Here is a 25,599-nt window from a genome sequence, read left to right as displayed (position 1 = left end):
TAGAAATATGAATCGAAAACAATCACAAATACCAAGGTCACTTGTACTGTTTCTATTTAGTTTTTTGAGTATTACAATAGGCTCAGCACAAACAGTGAAAGTGGCGGTTGACAACACTGAAGGGAAGCAACATTTTCCATTGATAAGTAAAGGTGTGTGTGCAAGCATCTATTACGATGATGCAGATCATAAGGTGGTTGAGTTAGTGGCTGGCCATCTGGCTGATGACATTGAACTGGTTTCCTCTTACAGACCAGAAACTAGTTTAGTTAACAATATTCAATCAAAGTATCCCGTCATTATAGGAACACTGGGGCACAATCAGTTTATCGATAGCCTTGTCGCCTCAGGAAAAATAGATGTCAGTGCCATAAAAGGACAATGGGAATCCTTTATTATAACAACAGTAAAAAAACCTGCACCAGGCATCAAGCAGGCATTAGTAATTACAGGTAGCGACCGACGAGGAACTGCTTATGGGTCTTTTACTTTATCAGAGAGTATTGGTGTTTCGCCCTGGTATTGGTGGGCTGATATTATTCCAGAAAAGCAAGAGGAAATCTATATCAAACCCAAAACTTACCTTCAGTCCTCACCTTCGGTTAAGTATCGTGGTATTTTCATCAACGATGAGGGTTTTGGAGGTTTAAACGTTTGGGCATGTAAAACCTATGAAACGGAGATTGGGGACATTGGGCCAAAAACCTATGCGCGCGTTTTCGAGTTGATGTTGCGACTCAAAGCCAACTTAATTTGGCCGGCCATGCATGCCTGTACCAAGCCATTCTACTGTTATAAGGAAAATCCTGTTGTAGCCGATAATTATGCCATTGTAGTCGGGACATCGCATTTAGAGCAGATGCACTGCAACACCATGACGGAATGGGACGAAGACCAGACGGGACCATGGAACTACTTTGTGAATCGCGAAAGAATACAATCTTTTTGGCAGGATCGAGTGGACTTGACTAAGGGTTATGAGAATTTTTATACGCTTGGCATGCGAGGCACTGAAGACATTGAAATGCAAGGTGCCGAAAGTGTGGATGATATGGTGAGGATTACCGATCAATCCATTAGCGATCAACGAGAAATTCTGAAGAATACCATCGGACAAAAAGCCGAAGAAATACCCCAGGTATTATGTACTTATAAAGAGGTATTGGTGACCTATCAGAATGGATTGGATGTGCCGGATGATGTGACTTTATTATGGGCCGATGACAACCATGGCTATACCCGCCAGTTGTGCACGCCTGAAGAACAAAAACGAAGTGGAGGTTCTGGCGTTTATTATCACTTGTCCTTATTAGGAACACCGGAGGATTATTTATGGCTCAACACCATCTCACCAAGTCTGGTGGCCTATGAAATGACAAAAGCCTATGAATATGGAGCTGATCGAATCTGGATGTTTAACATTGGTGATATCAAACCACACGAAAAAGAGTTGACATTTGCGCTGCAGATGGCTTACGATATTAATCGATGGATGCCATCAAATGCACATTTGTTTTTGGCCGAATGGGCGGAAGATACTTTTGGAAAAGAGCTGGCTGACGACATAACTGCGATACTAGAAAATTACTATCGTTTAGCGGAATCTGGCAAGCCGGAACACTGTTATCGACTTGATTATTCACCCTTAGAGTTGGATGGGAGGATAGAAGCGTACAGAAGCTTATCAGGTCAGGTTGCTGAGATGAAATCTCGTGTACCTGAAACTTTGTTGCCAGCCTACTACCAATTAGTGGAATATCCGGTTTTAGGGTGTCGGTGGATAAATGAACGTAACCTGATGGCTCGACGTAGCTTGCAAAAGGCAGCCATTGGTGATATGTCGGCCTTGGATGATGCGCAATTGGCACATCATTGTCATACGCAATTAGATTCTATCACCCATTACTACAATGCCATAAACAATGATGGTAAGTGGAACCATATCATGTGCTGGCATCCCTGGATGAGTGATGAAATGCCTGATGTTGCATCCAAAGAATTGGTGCAACTGGGAAAGAAAGCCCCAAAGAGCCATACAGTGGTGCTGGAAGATGTGATTTGTAGTCCACAATTAACATTTAAAGACGGTGTGTTGAAACAGGAATCAATGTCAGAGCAACACCAAGCAGGCGAATACACTTGGCAAGCCGATAAAGAGGGCGAAGTGCCTGTTTGGATCTTTGCCACTATCCCCACAAGCTATGTACCTTCTTATAAATTGACGATTAATGGTGGTGAGATTAAATCTGAATTAAAACACATAGGAAATATCTGGCATACGCAGGCTGCAGCACCGGTATGGTACAAACTAGGACATGCACATTTAAATAAAGGTTCCAATACCATGCAACTCTCATTACCCGATTCTTTATTAAATATTGGAGAAATTCATCTAGGCTGGTATCCTCCTTCTCGTCAGAATTATAAAAAACAAATGATGGCTGAGGACTATGTAAAAAGTAAACATGGTCAATTATCAACCATTAATGTTGTATCTGGTTTAGGACTGGGGAAAGGGGTTTGTATAATGCCTTTTACTTCACCTTCATTAAATGTCAGTCATGTGGGCGAGGCAGCCTGGGTTGAATATGACATTGAACTGAGCGGAGGTCAGTCGGAGATTGAAATACGAACGCTGCCAACGCAACGCATCCATGATGGTAGAACCTTATCTTATGCGGTTTCCATTAATGGAGAGGAACCAGTCGTTTTTGACGTTCAGGCCGATGAGTTTACACCTGAATGGCAGGATAATGTCATTAGAGGTTTTACTTCACGAAAAATTAGTTATTCAGCAAAAGATAGTGAACCAGTTAAATTAAGAATTTACTTTCTCGATCCGGGATTAGTAATTCGTGATATTGTGGTTAATTGAAATAAATAGGTGTTATAAATAGGAAGGAGTCTTACTGTAATGGTAAGGCTCTTTTTGTGTATGAAAAAGGGTATAACTCATTTGACATACAACTTTTTCCAGTTTCATAAATAGGAATTAATATCTTTGGACAATAATTCAATTTGGGCGTACAATGAATTTTAAGAGGCTTATTCATATCTTTTCCATTACATGTTTATTCTTATCAGGAAATTTAGCGAATGGGCAAGAATATCTAATTTCCTATTTGTCAGTTGAAGATGGTTTATCCCAAAATGAGGTGACCTCTATTGTGCAGGATAAATATGGTTATATGTGGTTTGGTACCAGAGGGGGACTAAACAGATATGATGGCTATCAATTTAAGCATTATAAGCCTGAAAGTGAAGAAGGATTAAGTGTTCAGGATGCATCTGTCGAGTGTTTATATCAGGATTCAAAAGGTCAAATATGGGTTGGAACTCAGACAGGAGGTGTGAGTTATTATGATTCAGAAAAAGAACGTTTCATTGTACCTGCAGGATCAGAAAGGTTTGAAAAATCAAGGGTAATTTCTTTTGATGAGGATGCGAAAGGTCAAATCTATATTGGAAGTTTTGGTAACCGCTTGTATAAGTATTTAGGTGACAGCTGTAAAATGCACGAAATTTATGCTGCAGAGATTAGCCATTCGGTTAAAATAATCAATGATACTCTATTGTTTTGGGGTGACCAAAGTGGTTTAACAAAATTAGGTGACGAAAAGCAAGCTGAAACAATAAAGTTCATCGAGGATTATCAGGAACCTCTGGATATTATGGTGGATAAACAAGAACCATATTTGTGGATAGTCGGATGGCGCTTGAACCTAATTCGATATAACTATATAAATGGAAAGAGTAAAAGTTTTGCTATTCCAGGCTTCTCAATTAATCATGATGGAGGTAGTGCTTTATTACAAGATAATGAAGGTAATATATGGGTAGGAACCCGAGGGAAAGGGCTCTATCTGTATAATGTTGATAATTCGGAATTTAAGCGAATAAATATTAAACCCAATACCATTGATGCTACCAATAGGGATTATGATGTGATATTAGATATTTATCAGGATGAAGCCAATAATATATGGGTAGGTACTGATGGCGGAGGAATTGTTCGCTTATCAAAGAAAAAGCAATTTGATACATTTGAGCAATCAACCCCTATAGGCGGACAGCATATTACGTCTGTGCTAGAAGATAGGGATGGAATTTTATGGATTGGGACGAAGGGCAATGGACTCTATAAGCGAGATAATAATGGGAAGTTTGTCAAGGTCGTGCATTCTGATTCAACAAATGAATATTCATTTGAATCAGAATACGTCAGAAGTATATACGAATCTGATGATGGTCTAATCTTAATAGGATTTGAAACATCCTTATTTGTAGTTAATAAAAATGAGAAAGGTAGAGATGAATTAGTGCATGCTGATCGTTATTTAAGGTCACCAAGTTTGTATTTAAGAAAACCCATTGATATGCTGATGTTAGATAATCAGTTTTGGGTGGCCACAGATCAGGCCGGTTTACAGCTCTTTGAGAAAAAGAATGGGGTGTTTGTTCATAAAGAGAGCTTTAATGACTATGATAAGAAAGGTCAATTAGGTTCAACATTGGGTTTAACCCTACATTTGGATGATAAATTACGATTTTGGATTGGAACAAAGGCGGGATTATTTCTAAAAGCGAAGGGCGAAGAAACATTTATTAATGTCAACTCATTGGTATCGAGTCAGGAACAGCCAGGAGATCAAGCAATCTTATGTATTCACACTGATAGAGATGGTGATATTTGGTTTGGTACACCCAATAGTTTAAATCAATTAATTGAGCTTTCTGAAGGTAATTATCAGTTAATTCAGTTTACTAAAGAAGATGGTTTACCCGATGATTACATTAATTGTATTTTAAGCAGTTATAATGGAGATATCTGGATCAGTACAAATGCTGGATTGTCGAAGTTTAATAAAAAGACAAAACGATTTAGTAATTATAATGATTCAGATGGTATAAGAGGATTAAATTTTTCTGTATCCGCAGGTTGTGTTGGGCAGGATGGCCATTTGTATTTTGGGGCCTATAATGGATTAACTTACTTTAATGCATCAAAGATTAAGGAAAATAACTATTTACCTCCCATTGTAATCGCTGAGTTTAAGATCTTAAATAAAGATGTCCCTGTTAATGGTGATGTTCTAAAGGCGAATATTAATGAACAGCGATCAATTAAGCTAAATCATCAACAGAATGAGTTTTCATTTGAGTTTGCTGCTCTCGATTATAAGGCCACAGAGCTTAATCAATATGCATATTGGTTGGAAGGTAGAGATGATACTCGGGTAATGTTGGGTAAACAAAGATTTGTGTCATTTTCTAATTTAAAACCAGGAAGTTATACGCTTCATCTATATGGAACAAATAGTAATGGTATATGGAGTGATAATGAATGTGTTATAGACATAAGTGTCTCAATAGCTCCCTGGAAATCAGGCCTGGCTATTGTGGTTTATGTGCTTCTTATAGTTTCAGTTGTTGTTGTAATTGTACGCGTGGGTCGTAAACAAGAGAAGCTAAATCGTGATGTTGAAATGGAAAAGATGTTACGTGAACAGCAAAAACAATTAAACGAAGAGAAGCTAAGTTTCTTTACAAATGTATCTCACGAATTAAGGACTCCGTTGACCTTAATATTAGCTCCTGTTAGTGAGTTGTTAAGTAATGATTTCTCAAAATATAGCCTTGATTATATTAAAAGCAAAGTTGAAGTTGTCCACCAAAATACAACGAGTTTGTTATCATTGGTTGGTCAGTTACTTGAGTTTAGAAAAATAGAGGCCAAAAAAATAAAGTTGCAAGCCTCTGAAAATAATGTCGTTGAGTTTACAAAGCAAATTTGTCAGCCTTTTGAGAACTATGCCAAGAACAAAAGTACTCATTTCAAGATGGATTATTCAGAGGCAAGTGACGCTTTAATCTATTTCGACAACGAAAAAATGGCAGTCATACTGAATAACTTATTATCTAATGCATTTAAGTTTTCAGGAGAACCCGGAAAAGTAAAAATTGCTGTAAATACCGATTTGGAGAATAAAGTATTAATAAGTGTGTCAAATAATGGTAAAGGAATTAATGAAAAAGACCTGGAATTTCTTTATGATCGTTTTTATAAAGGAAGTGATTTGTCCTTTAGTGCAAGTTCGGGTATAGGCTTATCATTGGTTAAAAACTATATTGAATTGCATAAGGGTGAAATACAGGTGGATAGTAAGCCTGGAGAACAAACTACATTTACCCTATCACTTTTAAAAGGGAAACAACATTTACATGATGATGAAATGACACAATCCCCTACCAAAATACAACTATTCGAAGGCAACCCTAAGAAAGTGTCGAACATCCTGCAGAAGCCAAAGAAAGCGATAGAAGGTTCAACCATTTTAATAGTTGAGGATAACAGTGAAATACGGTCATATATGCAACAGTTATTGGAATCGATTTATAATGTGATTACAGCTAATGATGGGCTGGAAGCATTTGACAAAGTGATTGAGCACAAACCTGATCTTGTTATCTCCGATGTGATGATGCCGCGAATGGATGGTTTTGAGTTGTGTAAAAAAATTAAAACCAATGCATTGGTTTCCCATATACCAGTTATTTTATTAACAGCAAAAGGAACTAAAAAAGATGAAGTGTTTGGAACACGCCAGGGAGCAGATGCTTATATAACTAAACCATTTGATGTAACCCTACTGCAAGAAAAAATCAATATGCTGATAGAGTCCCGTCTTGCCTTATCAAATAAATATGCTGATAAGGTAATACTTGCGCCTAATAAGAAAGAAATAGAAACCGAAGATGCCCGCTTTCTTAAGAAAGCTGTGCAAATAATTGAAACCAATATTCACGATGTAGAGTTCAATCCTGAGAAACTTGCTGAACTAATGGCAATGAGTAATGCAACCATATATCGCAGATGTAAAAAAGTCATTAACAAAACTCCAGGTGCATTTATTCGATCTATACGTTTAAAAAGAGCTGCACAGCTGTTGATAGATTCAGATCTGGCAGTTGCAGAAATAGTAGAAGAAGTGGCCTATCAGGATGTTAGTGGTTTTCGACGTGGATTTGTTAAAGAATACAATATGTCACCCTCAGATTATAGAAAGGCGCATAGGAGTGGAAGTGATATAAATACAGAATATGAATAATGAAGATGAATGAGTTAGTTTACGTCGAATGAAAATAATGCAGGCTCAGGTTTAACGAAATGTCATAATACTTGGACGTTATTTTTTAAGGTCTTAATGTATTTAGTTCCATATGAAATCAAGTAGGTAATCTCAATATTGTCCCAACAGCATTGATGGAGCCATAAAGCATCGAAATTAGCTTACTAAGAATAAAATATTCCAGCACAAAGTAGGATTGTACATGTCTCTTATGCTTACCGACATCGGTCCCCTATGCTTGACAGTGTACATCCCTTATGCTTGATAATGACTGTCTCTTATAAGGGATGTAAGGTGGCTCTTATAGGTATTTTTACAAGTCAGAAATGGCATTCAGGAATCGCGGTCTGAGCAATCAATTTAATATCGTACTCGGGTTATTAATATACAATTCTTGATACATCCGGCCTGTTTAGCTTAGGTAATACAATAATCGTAGGTGAAAATACAAGCCTTTGAATAAAAAAAATACCGCCGTGGTAAAAGAGTGACTGAAGCAGGCGCTCTTCCATAGGCTCCTGCCCGGCAGGACGGGTATATAAGGTGGCAGGACGGGGCACTTGATTGGCAAGATAGCGAAAAAGAGCGCCAGAACGAAGCTATCAGTTTGAATAAAACGATAAAATTTTATTCGCAAAAATTAACGTTTAGTAAGGTTAAAACGCCATTTAGAAAAATGCAAACAGAGTTGGCGGGATGTTGTAAGTGACAGAAAAAGAGTAGTAAGGGGTTCTGGTATGATAAGTTTGGCACTCTTTGTGAGAATTTAAAAAATGTTAAAATGAGAATTGTCGCTTCTATGTTGAGAAGTATTTCTAAGCTATTGAGCATCTCAATTAACACATTTGTAAAGGAAATTTATGAAATAATTTACCGTTGCAAATGGTGTTAAAAACAAATCGAATTAGTATGAAGAGTGAAGCAATGCAAAACAAATTAAAAAAGAAGATGCGAGTTCTGTATCTGCTACTTGTATTACTCGTGAGTATTGTATTATACATTATTAGCAATTAGAGATTTACTAAAGTTTTATATTTATGAAAAAAAAGTATTGTAAATTGAGTCGGATGCTTTTGGTTATTGTCATGATAATCACATGCCATCTGAATGTAACCGCACAAGGAGGCACTGTCACAGGACGTGTTACCGATGTGGAAGGATTACCAATGCCCGGTGTTAATGTTATTGTAAAAGGGACTACTAAAGGTACTATTACTAACATTGATGGAAACTACTCACTTGATGTACCTGCGAATGCAGAAGCGATTCAGTTTTCTTTTATTGGAATGAAACTGCAGGAAGTGATTTATACTGGTCAGACACAGATTAACATGACCATGTTAGACGACGCCCAGGGTCTTGAAGAAGTCATGGTGGTTGGTTTTGGTAAGCAGAAAAAAGCCAGTGTTATCGGATCCATCAATACAGTTAAACCGCAGGATCTAAAAATGCCCACCAGTTCTTTATCAACAACTTTGGCTGGTCGTTTAGCAGGGGTTATCTCTGTACAGCGTTCAGGTGAACCTGGTGCCGATGGTGCTGATTTCTGGATTCGTGGTGTGTCCACCTTTGGTGCTAACAAGTCTCCACTGATGTTGGTGGATGGTGTTGAAGTGTCTTCAGGCGACTTTAATGACATTGATCCGGAAAATATTGCTAGTTTCTCAATCCTGAAGGATGCAACAGCAACTGCCATTTATGGTGTTCGAGGTGCAAATGGTGTGGTACTTATTACTACTAAAACTGGTAAAGTACAGGAAAAGGCAAGCATAAGTGTTCGTGCAGAAACATCTTTTACACAGCCTACTCAAATTGCTGATTTTGCAGATGGAGTAACTTACATGAAAATGTACAATGAAGCTGTTAGAATGCGCGATCCTTTGGCTCCGGCTAAATTCAGTAAAGAAAAGATTGCAGGTACTGAAGCAGGATTAGACCCTTATGTTTTCCCAAATGTAGATTGGTACAATACCTTATTTAAAGACATGGCTCAAAGCCAGCGAGCCAACATGAATGTAACTGGCGGTGGTAAAAAAGCACAGTACTTCTTATCAGCTTCTTTCTTTCACGATAGTGGGGTGCTAAAGAAAGATAATAGTAATACCTTTGATAACAACATCAATATTAAGCGCTACAATCTTCGAAACAACATCACGGTTAATTTAACACCTACTACGAAGGTTGATCTTAAGTTATCAGCTAACTTAGAAGATTACAATGGACCGGTTAGTGGTGCTTCAAGCTTGTTTGGAAATATTATGGAGTCAAATCCTGTTTCATTTCCAATCATGTTCCCAAATAATGGTGATGATTATGTGTATTTTGGTAATAAGTCTGGTGGATTCTTTGGCGGAAGATACATCAACCCTTATGCTGAGATGGTTAAAGGTTACAAAGAAAGGTTTGCATCAACATTAATCTCTAACTTGTCTTTCGAACAAAAGTTAGACTTTGTCATTAAAGGTCTTTCTGCGAATGGTTTAATATCATTTAAAAATTGGAGTACAACTAGTATAAACCGTTCAATTGAACCATTTTATTTTGAGGTAGATAATTATAGCTACAATCAGGATACTAAGAGCTATGACTATACCCTACGTCGTGTAGGTAGTGAAGGAAGGAATACGCTTGATTATGATCCATCGAATGCTTCAGATCGTCGAATGTACATTCAAACATCTTTAAACTATGCCCGTACGTTTGATAAGCACGATGTGGCTGGTATGTTATTGTACAACCAGGATGAGTATGTTAATGGGAGCCCTGGTAGTGATGATTTTTATGGTTCATTAGCATTCCGAAATCAGGGGCTGGCCGGTCGTTTTACCTATAGTTTTGATAATCGTTACTTTGGCGAATTCAACTTTGGTTACAATGGTAGTGAAAACTTCATTGAGGGCAAACGTTTTGGATTCTTCCCGTCATATGCAGCGGGTTACATTATTTCCAATGAAAACTATTTTGCCAGTTTAAAAGAAACCATTAGCCTTTTAAAAATGCGCGTATCTTATGGTTTAGTTGGTAATGACCAAATTGGCTATGGTCGATTCCCATATTTAACACAGGTTAACTTATCAAATGGAGATTATCAATATACCTTCGGTGATAATTACAATAATACCAGGTATGGAGTATCCATTGATCAATACGGTAACGTTGAATCGACTTGGGAAGTAGGTCGTAAGTTAAATATTGGTTTGGAATTAGGTTTGTTTAATGACGTAATGATCCAGGCGGATGTATTTAAAGAAGTACGTGATGGTATTTTTATGCAACGCGAAACGGTGCCAAGTACTGTAGGTATTGGAGAAGCTCGTCCATTTGCAAATATTGGTAAAGTAGAAAACAAAGGTTTTGATGCATCTATTGAGTACAACAAGGTATTTGGTGATTTGGTTGTTTCAGCTAAAGGTAACTTTACTTATTCGACCAATAAAGTATTGGCCATTGATGAACCAGATCAGTTGTATCCATATGCATCCAAAGTTGGTCATCCTATCAATCAATTATGGGGTTTGCAAGCTGAACACTTATTTATTGATCAGGAACAAATAAATAACAGTCCAGGACAAACTTTTGGACCATACCTACCGGGTGATATAAAATATACCGATGTATCTAAAGAATATGATGGTCAGGATCGTATAGATGTCAATGACATGGTACCAATGGGTCACCCTACAGTACCGGAAATTGTTTACGGTTTTGGTTCTTATTTTAAATATAAGAACGTTGACTTTTCATTGTTCTTCCAGGGTATTTCTCGCGTGTCTTTCTTCTTAAATAATATTCACCCGTTTGCACAAAACGAAAGAAACGTGTTGCAAGCTGTTGCTGATGATTACTGGAACGAAGAAACGCAAAATATTCACGCTTTCTACCCTCGTTTATCGGATACAGAAAATGCCAACAATGGACAAAACTCATCGTGGTGGTTACGTGACGGTAGCTTCCTAAGATTAAAGAACGTCGAATTAGGTTATACGTATAAAAAGGCTCGCTTTTTTGCCAATGGTACCAACCTGCTAACCTTTTCTAAGTTTGATATGTGGGATCCAGAAATGGGAGGTGGAAATGGATTAGGTTATCCTCCACAGAGAGTGATTAACATTGGTGTTCAGGTGAAGTTGTAATGATAAAAATAATAACGATGAAACAGATAAAATTTTTATTTCTATTTCTAACAGTATTCACGGTATCGTGTAACTACTTGGATATTGTACCAGATAATAATCCAACCATGGAGGATGCCTTTAAGAGGCCGGGTGAAGCTCAAAACTTCTTATTTTCACTATATTCATTTATGCCAGCGGAGAACGATATGTTTAAAAGTATTGGCTTGTGGGGTACAGATGAGATGGTAACACCTTGGGACAGAAGTTGGTATTATGCCAAGCGTATGATGAAAGGTGAATTAAATGCCAATGATCCATTCTTTGATTATTGGACCACTTCAGGCGATATTGATTTATACGATGGTATTCGTCAAGGCTATATTTTCCTAGAGAATGTTGATAATGTACAAGGACTTGATGAAGCAATTGCAATCCAATGGAAGGCCGAAGCAAAGTTCCTGATAGCTTATTATCACTTTATTCTATTGCGTCAGTATGGACCTGTGGTCTTGATGGAGAAAAGTATTCCGTTAGATGCGCCTGATGAAGAGTTTTTCCCTACGCGTAAGCCTTACGATCAGTGTGTTGACTTTATTGTCAATTTACTGGATGAAGCAGCAGAAGATTTACCGGAAACAATTTCTGATCAAACCGAATATGGAAAACCTTCAGCTGTAACTGCTAAATCGATAAAAGCTCGCTTGTTATTATACGCAGCATCACCTTTGTTTAATGGTAATGCAGAGTTCTATAGTAACTTTAAGAATAAGGATGGTGAAGCTTTAATGAATACCACTTATCAGGCTGATAAATGGAATCGTGCAGCTACTGCTATCAAAGACGCCATTGATATGGCAGAAGGAAATGGTGTAGCGTTATACAATTACACCGATGATGTGGCTGACCAGTTTGAGCAGTATACCTCTAATTATCGTTATATGATGGTTGATGGCTGGAACAAGGAGTTAATCTGGGGCTATTCAATTCAGGAAGGTTATTATGGATGGCAACGCCATAGTGCACCTGCTAATGGTGTTGGCTCTACTTATAACGGACAGGCGCCAACCATGCGTATGGTAGAAGCTTTCTATACAAAAGACGGTTTACCGATGGATGTGGATCCTGATTTTGACTATAATGGGCGATATAATGTTGATGGTGAGACAGTAAAATTGCACATCGAAAGAGAGCCTCGTTTCTATGCCACTATTGGTTACGATAGAGGAGACTATGAAATTAACAATGGGGTTACATCATTAGCGATGCGCTTTGATGAGGCACACGGATTTGCTGAAAACAGAAATGATTATTCGCCAACTGGTTACCTGGTGAAAAAAGGAGTGCACCCTAACACGACAATGACTGATTCGAAAGATAACATGGTACTTTACCCTTGGCCAATTATTCGTCTGGCGGAATTGTATCTAAACTATGCAGAGGCTTTAAATGAAGCTAACGGTGCAGCGAGTCATACTGAAGTAATCAGATATCTGGATGATATTCGCGAACGTTCAGGTGTTCCTGGAGTATTAACAGCCTGGCAAAAAGTGGGTAAGAGCAGCTTTACCAAAGAAGAGATGCGTGAAATTATTCGTACTGAAAGAACCATTGAGTTGTGTTATGAAGGACATCGCTGTTGGGATGTACGTCGTTGGAAAATGGGCGAAGAGCTGTTTAATACACCGGTTAAAGGTTGGAATATTAATGGTTCAAGTGCCAATGAGTTTTATCAGGTGGTGGATACCGAACCACGTGTATTTAACTCACCAGGGTATTATTTATTCCCAATTAAGATTGATGAACTTGAAATTAATACAAACCTGGTTCAAAATCCGGGCTGGTAATCGAATTTTCAAATAATAGTATTTATGAAGACGAAATATATAATAATGAATATTATTGCAGGCGCACTATTATTTTGCTCCTGTGATAAGGAAGAAGGAGAAACGACCCCTCCTGCTCCGGTTGCAAATATTGAGGCCTCATCAGACTTTGGTGCAGTCATGTTAAGCTGGGACAATCCAAGTGATGAAGATCTATTCTATGTAGATATTAACTTTACGGATGGTAATGGTGTTAAAAGAAGCGTTAAGTCAAGCAAATATGCCAGTGAAAAAACCATTGATGGTTTCGGAGATACCAGCGAATACGAATTTTCACTGAGAGCTTTCGATGAAAATGGGAATGCCTCTGCACCGGCATCTATTAAAGCTAGTGCTGATACGCCTCCATTCGAATTTGTGATTAACACGGTAGATGTACAGCCTGATTTTGGTGGAATCAAAGTATCGTGGACAAACGATACAGGTAAAGAAGTAAAAGTTGTTGTTAGTTACCTGGATGATGAAGATAAATTGCAGACAGCCACTTTTAACGCTACCAATACCGGAAGCAATATCTTAAATGGTTTAAGTCCGCGTGAGCATACGTTCACTGTAATCGCAACCGATATTTATGATCATGCTTCAGAACCTGTAACATTCACTACCACACCTTTAGTAGAGGAACAAGTTGATCGTTCAATCTGGACGGTGGTTGATTTCTCGTCTGAAGAACCGGCAGAGGCTAACTGGAGTTCGTATGACTACCAAGGTAAAGTGATTGCCATGTTTGATGGAATTACAAGTACTTTCTGGCATTCGGCATGGTCAGCTTCATTGCCTCCTTACCCACACTGGTTTATAGTAGATTTAGGGCAAACAGTTGCTGTTTCTAAATTCGAATGTTTCAAACGTGAAGGTAAAACCGAAGGCCATACAAAGGTTAAGTTCTATGGAAGTATGGACGGAGAGAATTGGACCGATTTTGGTGAATATGATTTTGATTCATCTAGCGATGATGCACAGCATTTCAGCATTGCTGGTTCACCACAGATGCGTTATTTCAAATTTGAAGCCATTGAAGGGCCTGCAACCCATACACATATGTCTGAGATATCTGTTTATGGTGGTGTAGTTAAGTAAGTATATTAATTTAGTTTGTGGATGGATGAGAGTCTGTCCACAAACTTTTTTTAACCCGGATTATGTATTAGAACATCGTAATGAGGAATGAAAATACAAACAATCAAGGACTTGTTGAGGCGATTCATAGCACCGCTATGGTGAGTCGAAGCAAGTTAGTTTACGGCTTGATTGGCAGTAGTTTCATTACGTAATAGGTAAGCTAATGCATATTGCGGGTTTAATTACCACCTGCCACTGTTTAGAAGAATATAGATTACTAATCATTTAGTTGTTAGTTTGATAAACTTATCCCTTTTCAAAGATTATATCCCTTAATTTTTACCCGATGTATAAGCACAAAATAATCCTACTCATCATTACCTTATTAAGCTTTTCTTATTCAGCCTGCCAGAAGGAAAGTGCAACTCCTCCCTCAATGCTTGAGATAGAAGAAGCCGACAAGTCCATTAATTTACCTGCTGAGGCCACCTTGAGGAGTGTTTCAATTAAGACAAATGTAGATAAGTGGACGGCTACAGCAGACCAGGATTGGTGTAAGGTCAATGCGAGTTACGCTGAAAATCCCTGGCTGGATATCGATGTGTCTTCTAATACAACTTTCGATTTACGAAAGGCCACCATAAGCATTCAAGCTGCAGAATTATCAGAACAAATAACCGTTACACAGTTAGGAACCAAACCAACAATCGTATTAAATGAGCGTCAGTTGATGCTCAATCTTAAAGCTCAGCAATTAGAACTAAAAGTAACCAGTAATGTAATACCTGAGGTTTCATTCTCACAAGAATGGATGAGAATTGCTGAAAACAAAGGGTTAAAGGGAACAAAAGTTGATTTAGTCGATTACAATTTTAAGGTAGAAGTAGATCAACTCGCCAATGATGTTACTCAAAGACAAGGAAAAGTCTTTTTTAAAAACGAAGCAGCTGATATTTGCGATAGTGTTATCATCACGCAGTCTTTAACCATTGAAGAATATATCCCCGAGGATACAAACGCTTTTGAAAAAGATAAAAAAATTACCATCCAGGGCGCAACGCTTACCCCTTCAGATAAATACCAAAGCGGAGAAGATATCACTAAAGCCATAGATGGCCAAACGTCAACCATGTACCATTCTCCCTGGAGCGGTATGTCGCGCGACACCGAACTTACGATGGAGTTTGCATTGGATCAATCAGAAGACCACATCGCCAACTACATCGTTTTGCATCCAAGAACAAGTGGACCTAATGGAATCATTAAGTCTGCTACTATTTGGGCAAATACATTAGATGACGATACCTATCAACAAGTTGGTGTACTAGAGGCCCCATTATCCAATAATCCAGCAGTAGTTCGTTTTGAGCTGCCGATTATACGCCCGAAAAACATAAAAATTGTTGTAACGGATGCCTATGGAGATGGTACCGGAAACTATTATGTATCCCTTGCTGAGTTTGAGTGTTATGAAAGCAAATCGATGAAGGGCTTAGAACAGGATCAACAGTTTTTTACCGATTTAACTTTTTCAGAACTTCAACCGGGCACAACAATAGCAGATGTTGCTGATATTCAGAATCCTTTCCTGCAAAATATTGCAGCCTACCTGCTAGCCGGTGAATATCCTGCCGAATACCGGGTTCAGAATTATAAGCCTTATCGTGAAGTAGGTGACTTGGCTTCAGAACTCAAAACAAGTGCTTACAGTCAATTTGAAAACATGACAGGGATGTACTTTTCAACTAACGAAGAAGTCGTTGTCTTTGCAGGAGAAATGAATGGTGAAAAAGTGAGCCTGAGAGTGACTGATTTCGGACAGTCAGGCAATGACTATAGCTATCCTCTAAGTGAAGGATTAAACGTGATTACTATGAAGGGAAAGGGCAATGGCTATTTAAGTTATTATACTAATAACCATGAGACGGCAAATTCGCTTAAAGTGCACATTGCATCAGGTCAGGTAAACGGCTATTTTGATTCATCATTGCACAGCGAAGAAGAAGGGAAAGCATTGCTGGATAATGCTGTTAGCACGATTATGGATATCAGGGGAGAATATGTTCATCTGGCCTATAGCGTTAGTTCTTTAAATAGTCAATGTTACGGACGTATGGGTGAGTTAATTGGTATTTATGATGATTTGATTGGATTGCAATACGCTGTAATGGGATTGGATAAATACAACAGAATACCAAAAAACAGAATGTTCGGTCGTGTTATTTGGAGCGGCTACATGCATGCCGATGGTTGGGGCGCTGCTTTCCATGATGATACCATGGGCGATGTCGCAAACCCGGATAATGTAAGAAATAATAATTGGGGAATAGCTCACGAATTCGGGCATGTGAATCAGGTACGTCCGGGTATGAAATGGGTAGGTACATCCGAGTGTACTAACAATATCTACTCAGTATGGTCGCAATACACCTATACACCCACTCAACTTCGTTTGGAACATGAGAATGTCGGAGGAACAATCGGAGGTCGATTCAATGCATTTCTTAATAATGGATTAGTTAAAGGTCAGGAATGGGGACTGCAAGCCGGTCCTGATAAGGGATATGGCTCTGATGAAAATGGCGAATGGGGTGCCGACCACTTTGTCAAGTTAGTGCCATTATGGCAACTGCACCTTTATTTCCATGTGGCCGGAGAAGGTAACTCATGGCACCGTCCTTACTTTTGGGCAGATATTTTTGAGACAGTTCGCCAGACAGATGAAAGTGCTATGAGCGATGGTGAAATGCAAATCAACTTTATAAAAAATATGTGTGATGCTGTTCAGTATGACCTAAGTGATTTCTTTATCAAAATCGGGATGTTGAAAGAAGTGGATAAGTATTTTGGCGATTACACATCAGCTCAAAAAACGATTACGCAATCAATGATTGATGAGGCTGTCAGCTATGCATCTAGATATGTAAAGCCTGAATCTGATCATATCTATTACATCAGTGGTAATTGTATAGATGCTTATAAGAATAAACAACAGGTTTCAGGAACCTTTAATACCGGAATAAGCGGCACAACCAGTAAAACCATTTCACATGCCGAATGGCAAAATGTAGTCGTGTTTGAGACATACGAAGGTGATCAGATAACTGATATTACAATGGTTGGAACAGGAAGCAGTAGTAATAGTTCCACCAAAGTGCCTTACCCATCCGGCTCAACACGTATCGAGGCTGTGAGTTATGATGGTACAAAAACGTTGGTTTTAGGTACGCGGTAATTGAAGCATTATTCGAGTGAAATAGGAGATTTTAGATTTAAAAAGAAAAAAATGATAAAAGTACACCTTATAGTATTGATATTAATTGGTGTTTTGTCCTCTTGTGTCGGAACCCAAAAAGGCAATTGCTCTGATGTTTATAGCCATGCAGTTCCATTTGTAGGCAATGCCTGGTTCGATAGTAATGAGATGCCTCCCCAAAGAATGGACTTTGATGAAGCTGGAGCATTGAATTGGAAAGAAGAAAATAAAACATTGAAAATATACTTCAGGACTGAAAAAACCGGAGATATCAAATTAGGCTTAAATGCGAAGGTTCTTGTTGGCCGGTCTAAGATTCAGCTTCGTTTTAAAGGAGAAGAGAAAGAGATTGTTGTTAAAGACAGCAGCTGGCATACGGTGTGCCTGGGTATGCATACGATTGAAAAACCGGGGTACCATGTAGTGGAGTTAAGGGGTATAAAACCGGCAGCTGATTCCTATGGGCTTTATAAAGAGTTATTGTTGGATGGTGCAGCCTGTAGCGATTCGCTTTACTTTGTGAAAGAAGATTTTTACTGGGGGCGTCGAGGGCCATCTGTTCACCTGGGCTACCAGGTGCCTGAAGAGGCTGGTGATATCGAGTATTTCTATAACGAAATAACCGTTCCGGAAGGTCAGGATGTATTGGGCTCCTATTTTATGGCCAATGGATTTGGTGAAGGCTACTTTGGGATACAGGTTAATTCACCAACAGAAAGGCGTATTCTGTTTTCAGTCTGGAGTCCTTTTCATACAGATAATCCAAACGATATTCCGGAAGAGCAGCGTATTAAGCTACTTAAGAAAGGAGATGAGGTTTACACCGGCAAATTCGGAAACGAAGGTTCAGGAGGTCAAAGTTATTTGAAATACAACTGGAAGGCTGGTATCACCTATGGCTTCTTACTAAAAGCACACCCTTCCGAAAATAACAGCACTGATTATACGGCCTGGTTTATGGATCCTGAACTTAACGAATGGCAATTGATTGCGAGTTTCCGACGTCCGCAGACCTCCACTTATATCAAACGTCCACACTCATTTCTGGAGAACTTTTATACGCAAATGGGTAATACCAGTCGAATGGCTTACTATACCAATCAATGGGTGCGTAATACCGAAGGAAAGTGGTATGAACTGACCAAAGCTAAATTTACGGCTGATGCTACCGCCCGCAAACATTCGCGTCTGGACTATGCAGGGGGCGTTCATAAAGGGAAATTCTTTATGAAAAACTGTGGCTTCTTTAATGAACGAGTGGCTTTTGACCAATATTTTGAAAGGAAAGAAGAAGGCCTGCAGCCTGAAATAGACTTTAGTCAGACGAAATAAAAGAGAAAAAGTGACTATTTTAGATGTGAAGAGCATATAAATTAAATAATTAAGCAGACTATGAATCCATTCATTAAAAAAGCAGTATTTACTCAGGCAGTTATCCTGTTGTTCTCAATGATGGCTTGCACATCCTACAGTGACTATAAGAATGTAACATGGACAGAAAATAGTCCGGTTGATTGGGAAAACCCGGCCGTGAGTCAGCTGAATCGTGAACCGGCACGGGCCTACTATATTCCTTTCGCTACTGAAGCAGAGGTGGATAGAGATAATAAATGGGCTTCTTCACTGATACAATCACTGAATGGTGATTGGTCATTCCACTTGTCGCAGAACCCATCGGAGCGTCCTTATTATTTCTTTAAAGACGACTTTGATACCCGCCACTGGAAGACCATCAAGGTGCCTTCCAACTGGGAGTGCGAAGGGTATGAATATCCCATTTATACCAATGTCAAGTATCCACACGAAAAAACACCACCTACGATTCAACGGCATTACAATCCTGTGGGGTCGTATAAAAGAACATTTACCATTCCTGCCAATTGGGATGAGAAAGATATCTTCTTGCATTTTGGAGCCGCAGGTTCAGCTGTATACCTGTGGGTAAATGAGCAACAAGTTGGGTATTTCGAGGATTCTAAAACACCATCGGAATTTAATATTACGAAGTATCTGACACCGGGAGAAAACACACTGGCTGTGGAAATATACAAATGGAGTGACGGTTCATATCTTGAAGATCAGGACTTCTGGCGTTTAGCCGGTATCACACGCGATGTGTTTTTAATGGCGCGTAATCAACAACACATCCGTGATTACGAAGTGGAATCTGGTTTAGCAGATGATTACACGACGGGTACCTTTAGTCTGTCCACCGAGGTGGTGGGAATAGGCGCTGCCACTGTTGAAGCCAAACTGATGGATGGCACTGAGGAGATGAAGTTATTCAATGCTAATGTGACAGAAGGCACTGTTTTTTTTGACGCCAATTTTCCAGGCGTAAAACGATGGACGGCCGAAACACCTCATCTTTATAACCTTATAATTACGCTTAAGGATGCCCAGGGTGATGTTATTGAAGTACTTCGTCAGGACGTTGGTTTCCGCCGCATTGAGATCAAGGATGCACAAGTGCTGGTGAACGGTCAGTATGTGTATTTTAAGGGGGCTAACCTCCACGAGCATCACGAGATCCATGGCCATGTGGTAGATGAGGCGACCATGTTGAAGGATATCAGCGTGATGAAGAGCCATAATCTGAATGCCGTGCGTTGCTCTCACTATCCGCAACCGGAGCGTTGGTATGAGTTATGCAATCAGTATGGTTTATATGTGGTGGATGAAGCCAATATTGAATCACACGGTATGGGCTATGGTGAAGTGTCTTTAGCGAAGCAGCCGGAGTGGAGCGATGCGCATATGTATCGTACAGTGAATATGTACGAACGCGATAAAAATCAACCGTCTGTTATCTTCTGGTCATTGGCTAATGAAGCGGGTGATGGTATTAATTTCGATGCTACCTACGATTATCTGAAGTCGAAGGATGACACTCGTCCGGTGCAATATGAGCGAGCAGGTAATGGACGTAATACAGATATTTACTGCCCCATGTATTTGCGAATCGAGGGTATGAAGAAGTATAAGGCTGAGAAAGGGGGTAAGCCCTTGATACAGTGTGAGTATGCACATGCTATGGGTAACAGTGTCGGTAATCTGCAAGATTACTGGGATTTGATTGAGTCAGAGCCGATTTTCCAGGGAGGCTTTATCTGGGATTGGGTTGATCAGGGTTTATTGACCCAAAATGAGGCTGATGAAAAATACTGGGCTTATGGAGGTGACTTTGGTCCGGATACTGTGCCAAGTGATGGTAACTTTTGTTTAAATGGACTGGTTGAGCCCAATCGCGGCGTAAAACCTCACTTACTGGAGGTGAAAAAAGTATATCAGTACATTAAGTTTAAAGCGATTGATTTGAAGGCTGGAAAGATTAGGATTGAGAATAAATACGCTTTTATCAATACCGATAAGTTTGACTTGACTTATGAAGTAAAAGGGAATGGTCAAGTGCTTCAATCGGGTACAATAGCCGATCTAAATCTGGCACCGGATGCTACAAAAATAGTGACTTTAGACCTGGACTTCAAAGCAGAGGCTAATACGGAATACTTCCTTAACATATACGCGTCATTGAAAAAAGCGGAGAACCTGGTTGAGGCAGGAACGGTCATGGCAAAAGAACAATTTAAACTGAAGGGAACAGCTGCTGCTAGGTACAAAGCAACGGGCCTGGCAAAGAAAGAAGAAAAGGAGGGTGCTGTTGTTTACTCAGGAGACAATTTCAGCATTGCTTTCGATACAGAGAATGGTGTGATGTCTACGTATCAGTTCGAAGGTAAGGACTTGATCACAGAAGGGCCTGTTCCGAACTTTTTCCGTGCACCAATTGATAACGATTTTGGCAACAAGCTGGATAAACGTGCCAGAGTATGGCGTAAAGCCGGACAGAACCGTGTGTTGACTTCTTACAATGCTACAGAAGCCGGCATCACATTTCATTTCAATTTGATGGATGGCAAAAGCGAGTTAGGTACATACCAATCTGTTTATACCGTAGGAGCTGAGGGGGCGGTGGTTGTTCAAAACAGCTTTACCATGGCAGAGGGGCAACTGCCTGAAATACCCCGCATGGGTATGAACCTGATCATGCCACGTGATTTTGACCAGATGAGCTGGTTGGGACGTGGGCCGCATGAGTCCTACTGGGATCGTAAAACAAGTGCTTTTGTCGATGTGTATTCAGGAACGGTGGCTGCTCAGTACTGGGCCTATATCCGTCCACAGGAAAATGGTAACAAAACCGATGTGCGTTGGATGAGCATGACCAATAAGGAAGGGTTTGGACTAAAATTCATAGCTGACGGTGAATGGTTAGAAGTATCGGCTCATCATAATATTATGGAAGACTTCGAGTCGCCGGAGCGGTCTGATGGTCGCCATGTTGACGGAGTGCCGGTTGTGAATCGTCATACTGTAGATGTGAAACCCCGTGATTTGACCTCTGTTAATATCGATTACAAGCAGATGGGTGTGGGGGGCGATACCAGCTGGGGAGCCCGGACACATGATCAGTATCGTTTGACAGGTAAGTCCTATCGTTATGGATTTACCATTGTACCTATAAATTAACAAACTAAAAATATTAGAAAAATGTCAACAAACAGAAGATCATTTTTAAGAAATTTAGCCATGGGTGCCGGTGTAGCCGCCACCGCACCACTGGCAGGATGTAATCCTCGTGCCAATGAGAAAGAAGCAGTCGCTTATATTCGCGAAAATGCTGAGCGTGTGCCTAAAATGGAGTTCAATATGTGTGGTTATGCAGCCCCAAAGCTGGATAAGGTTCGCGTTGGTTTCGTAGGTATTGGCGACCGTGGCATTGGTGCAGTTGACCGTATGGGTTTTATCGAAGGTGTTGAAGTAACTGCACTTTGTGATACGCGTCAGGCGGCTATTGATGGCGCTCAGGCTTCACTGGCCAAGGCTGGCCTGCCAAAAGCGAAAGAGTTTACGGGAAGTGATACAGCTTTTAAAGCGCTTTGCGACAGTGGACTGGTTGATCTGGTATACATTGCTACACCATGGGAATGGCACGTGCCGGTGGCTTTGGCAGCCATGCGTGGAGGAAGTCATGCCGCTGTTGAAGTATCAACAGCCAAAACGATGGATGAATGCTGGGAAATGGTAGAGGTATCAGAGCAGACGAAGAAGCACTGTGTGATACTGGAGAACTGTTGTTACGATTTCTTCGAACTGCTGACTTTAAATATGGCTCGTCAGGGTGCTTTTGGCGATTTGGTACATGGCGAAGGCGCTTATATTCACGATTTAGATTACTGGCATTTCAACAAGCCACAGGATGACAAACCACGTGGTGATGGTGCTTACGATAAACTATGGCGATTACACGAGAATACGCGCAAGGCTAATGTGTATCCAACACATGGCTTAGGACCTATCTGTCAGGCCATGGATATTAACCGTGGCGACCGTATGGATTACCTGACCGCTATGATGTCGGATGATTTTACTTTGAAGCATCGTATTAAAGAGTTAGCTCCTGACCGTCCGGACTTGCAGCAATTTATTGGTAAGGAAATGCGCGGTAACATGGATATGCAGATGATTCGTACCGTTAAAGGTCGTACCATGATGATTCAGCATGACATCAGCTCGCCACGTCCATATTCACGTATTCACATGTTGAGTGGTACTAAGTGCTTTGCTCAGAAGTGGCCTTTACAACACATCGCATTTGGTCATTCGAAAGCTGATGATGCAAAAATGAAAGAATTGCAAGAGAAATACACACCTGAAATCGTACGTCGCATTGGTGAGATGGCTAAGCAGGTTGGTGGCCACGGTGGTATGGACTTTATGATGGATTGGCGCTTAATCGACTGTCTGCGTAATGGCTTGCCAATGGACATGGATGTGTATGATGCAGCTTCCTGGTCATGTATTACACCACTAAGTGAATGGTCTATATTAAATGGCTCCAAGCCAATTGCAGTTCCTGATTTTACACGTGGTAAATGGGAGACCAATAAGCCTGTAGAGTTAACCCTTAAGGGCGGAGGAACAACTGGCGTTCGCAACTTGAAAGAAGCGGATTCAGATAAGCAGTTAAATGTGCATTAATAGATAGGAAAATGGGTGGATGATCATAATGGTCATCCGCCATTCTTAAAACTAGCCAATAGCTTTAGCTTATGAAACTCATTAAAAGAATAAATACGGCATGCATAATTCTTTTTCTGGCAGTAGCTTTTCAAGCTTGCACGGAAAAAGGCGAAGTAGTCATCAATGTGGAAGACTATGGTATTAATGCCAATACTCGAGAATGCATTGTTGCTCAAATCAATCAGTTGATTGAAAATTTGGATGAACAACCCACTACTATTGTTTTCCCCAAAGGCCGATACGATTTTTATCCGGATTCCAATTATTTAAGACCTTATTTCGAAACCAATACCTATGATGTCAATCCCAAACGTCTGGGTATTTTGTTGGATAAAAAATCAAATATTACCATAGACGGACAGGGCTCTGAGTTTATTTACCATGGACACATCCAGCCTTTTACCCTTGATAATTCAACTAACATTACTCTAAGAAACATCAACATTGACTGGGATATCCCTTTAACTGCCGAGTCAGAAATAATAGAAGCATCATTATCCCATCTCTTACTGAAAATAGATACGAAACAATTTCCTTTTGAGATAAATCCTCAGCAAGGCATTGATTTTATTGGGGAGGACTGGAAAGAGAATTGGCAATTGTCACAAGGCTCCTGGCTAATTGAGATTGATCAAAACCACATAATACCAGCATACACAGGCGGCCATGGCTGTGTAAAATATGAAGATGACAAGAAACTAAAATATACGCTGGTTGATGGTGGTTTATTAAAGATTGAAGGACAATTTACCAAAATACCTACAATAGGTAATCGCTTAATAATGCGCCATAGTACGCGTGATCATGCCGGAATATTCTTGTTTCATAGTAAAGATCTGAAGTTAGAAAACATCAATGTGTACCATACTTCAGGCTTGGGTATTTTATCTCAGTACTGCGAGAATATAGAAATGAGGCAAGTGCATATGATTCCCAATCCTGCAAAGAATCGTTTTTTAAGTGGTCATGACGATGGACTTCACTTTATGGGATGTAAAGGTGACATTGTTATTGATGATTGCAAGGCCCAGGGATTGATGGATGATCCCATTAATATTCATGGAACCTGTGTGCCAGTAGTTGAGCAGATTGATGCGACGACCGTAAGGTGTAAATTTGCCCATGGTATGAGTACTGGCCTAATTTGGGCTCAACCTGGAGATTCGCTTAGTTTTATCCATAAAAAAACAATGAAATCGATTGGCATAGGAACTATTTCCAGTTTAGAACCTGAGAGTAAAGATGTTTTTGTCTTGAAGTTTAAAGAGGCTGTTCCTTCAATGCTGGATGCAAACTATTCAATCGAGAATTTGTCGTGGATACCGAATGTGAAAATAAGCAACTGTTTCGCAGGAAGCTGCAGAGCAAGAGGCTATCTGATATCAACACCAGGCAAGGTTATTATCGAAAACAATGTGTTTGAAACCAGTGGTTCAGCCATATTAATTGCTGGAGATGCCAATTACTGGTATGAGAGTGGTGCAGTAAGAGATGTCACCATTAGAAATAATGAATTCAGGTGGCCTTGTAACTCATCATACTATCAATTTTGCAATGCCATTATAAGTATTTACCCTGAAGTGCCAGAACCTGATTCAGAACAGCCATTCCATCGAAATATACGCATTGAAAGCAACCGTTTTAATCCGTCTGATTATCCGGTCTTGTATGCTTTATCAGTTGATGGATTAAGCTTTAATAACAACACCATTAAGCGTAGTTATGAATATCAACCCTGGCATTTTCAAAAGCATACTTTTTTATTGGATGCTTGTAAAAATGTCGAAATTAGCAGAAACATAATTGAGGATGATGTGTTGGGCAAAAATATCTTACTAAAGCGGATGAGCCAGGATGAATTAAGGCTTGGAAACTCGGAGCTGACTGTTGAGGTGAAAGATGCTGATTAATCATAGATACTGTTGCGACAATGTTTTTGATAATAATTGAGGATTTGAGGATAGCTTAATGTAAAAATAGAATTGGTGATTGTAAAACAATTTCATTTTTTATTGTCAGCCATCGTCATATAGGTTCAACTCCTCTGGAGTTGCTATGTAACGCTTAGA

Annotated in this window: 10 protein-coding genes; all 10 read left to right on the top strand. The window is 39.7% G+C overall.

What is annotated here, in order from left to right:
- The first annotated feature begins 7 nt into the window (after window positions 1-7).
- On the top strand, window positions 8-2,875 hold the full coding sequence (locus JIV24_RS02460; RefSeq protein WP_200463419.1) for a glycosyl hydrolase 115 family protein: 2,868 nt from the start codon (window positions 8-10) through the stop codon (window positions 2,873-2,875).
- Between the two features lie 154 nt (window positions 2,876-3,029).
- Window positions 3,030-7,109 carry a hybrid sensor histidine kinase/response regulator transcription factor gene (locus JIV24_RS02455; RefSeq protein WP_200463418.1) on the top strand — a complete coding sequence of 1,360 codons (4,080 nt, stop codon included), beginning with the start codon at window positions 3,030-3,032 and terminating at the stop codon, window positions 7,107-7,109.
- 1,058 nt (window positions 7,110-8,167) lie between these two features.
- On the top strand, window positions 8,168-11,263 hold the full coding sequence (locus JIV24_RS02450) for a SusC/RagA family TonB-linked outer membrane protein (protein WP_200463417.1): 3,096 nt from the start codon (window positions 8,168-8,170) through the stop codon (window positions 11,261-11,263).
- A gap of 17 nt (window positions 11,264-11,280) precedes the next feature.
- A complete protein-coding gene (locus JIV24_RS02445; RefSeq protein WP_200463416.1) occupies window positions 11,281-13,089 on the top strand; it encodes a RagB/SusD family nutrient uptake outer membrane protein in 1,809 nt (602 codons plus the stop codon).
- Between the two features lie 24 nt (window positions 13,090-13,113).
- Window positions 13,114-14,208 carry a DUF4959 domain-containing protein gene (locus JIV24_RS02440; RefSeq protein ID WP_200463415.1) on the top strand — a complete coding sequence of 365 codons (1,095 nt, stop codon included), beginning with the start codon at window positions 13,114-13,116 and terminating at the stop codon, window positions 14,206-14,208.
- Between the two features lie 328 nt (window positions 14,209-14,536).
- Window positions 14,537-17,425, top strand: a complete 2,889-nt coding sequence (locus JIV24_RS02435; RefSeq protein ID WP_200463414.1) for a M60 family metallopeptidase — start codon at window positions 14,537-14,539, stop codon at window positions 17,423-17,425.
- Window positions 17,426-17,476: 51 nt separating this feature from the next.
- A complete protein-coding gene (locus JIV24_RS02430) occupies window positions 17,477-18,778 on the top strand; it encodes a DUF3472 domain-containing protein (RefSeq protein ID WP_200463413.1) in 1,302 nt (433 codons plus the stop codon).
- Between the two features lie 60 nt (window positions 18,779-18,838).
- Window positions 18,839-21,976, top strand: a complete 3,138-nt coding sequence (locus JIV24_RS02425) for a glycoside hydrolase family 2 TIM barrel-domain containing protein (protein ID WP_200463412.1) — start codon at window positions 18,839-18,841, stop codon at window positions 21,974-21,976.
- 21 nt (window positions 21,977-21,997) lie between these two features.
- Window positions 21,998-23,488 (top strand): Gfo/Idh/MocA family protein, encoded by a 1,491-nt coding sequence (locus JIV24_RS02420; RefSeq protein ID WP_200463411.1) that lies wholly within the window; start codon window positions 21,998-22,000, stop codon window positions 23,486-23,488.
- Between the two features lie 71 nt (window positions 23,489-23,559).
- On the top strand, window positions 23,560-25,440 hold the full coding sequence (locus JIV24_RS02415; RefSeq protein ID WP_200463410.1) for an alpha-1,3-galactosidase-related protein: 1,881 nt from the start codon (window positions 23,560-23,562) through the stop codon (window positions 25,438-25,440).
- Window positions 25,441-25,599 lie beyond the last annotated feature (159 nt).

This window comes from Carboxylicivirga marina (assembly GCF_016612505.1).
Lineage (GTDB): Bacteria > Bacteroidota > Bacteroidia > Bacteroidales > Marinilabiliaceae > Carboxylicivirga > Carboxylicivirga marina.
Note: the sequence above shows the minus strand (reverse complement) of the source record. Positions and strands in the feature narration are given on the sequence as shown.

Excerpts from the sequence above, each read along its gene's own strand:
- JIV24_RS02460 (WP_200463419.1), top strand. The coding sequence starts at position 8 with ATGAATCGAAAACAATCACAAATACCAAGGTCACTTGTACTGTTTCTA.
- JIV24_RS02455 (WP_200463418.1), top strand. The coding sequence starts at position 3,030 with ATGAATTTTAAGAGGCTTATTCATATCTTTTCCATTACATGTTTATTC.
- JIV24_RS02450 (WP_200463417.1), top strand. The coding sequence starts at position 8,168 with ATGAAAAAAAAGTATTGTAAATTGAGTCGGATGCTTTTGGTTATTGTC.
- JIV24_RS02445 (WP_200463416.1), top strand. The coding sequence starts at position 11,281 with ATGAAACAGATAAAATTTTTATTTCTATTTCTAACAGTATTCACGGTA.
- JIV24_RS02440 (WP_200463415.1), top strand. The coding sequence starts at position 13,114 with ATGAAGACGAAATATATAATAATGAATATTATTGCAGGCGCACTATTA.
- JIV24_RS02435 (WP_200463414.1), top strand. The coding sequence starts at position 14,537 with ATGTATAAGCACAAAATAATCCTACTCATCATTACCTTATTAAGCTTT.
- JIV24_RS02430 (WP_200463413.1), top strand. The coding sequence starts at position 17,477 with ATGATAAAAGTACACCTTATAGTATTGATATTAATTGGTGTTTTGTCC.
- JIV24_RS02425 (WP_200463412.1), top strand. The coding sequence starts at position 18,839 with ATGAATCCATTCATTAAAAAAGCAGTATTTACTCAGGCAGTTATCCTG.
- JIV24_RS02420 (WP_200463411.1), top strand. The coding sequence starts at position 21,998 with ATGTCAACAAACAGAAGATCATTTTTAAGAAATTTAGCCATGGGTGCC.
- JIV24_RS02415 (WP_200463410.1), top strand. The coding sequence starts at position 23,560 with ATGAAACTCATTAAAAGAATAAATACGGCATGCATAATTCTTTTTCTG.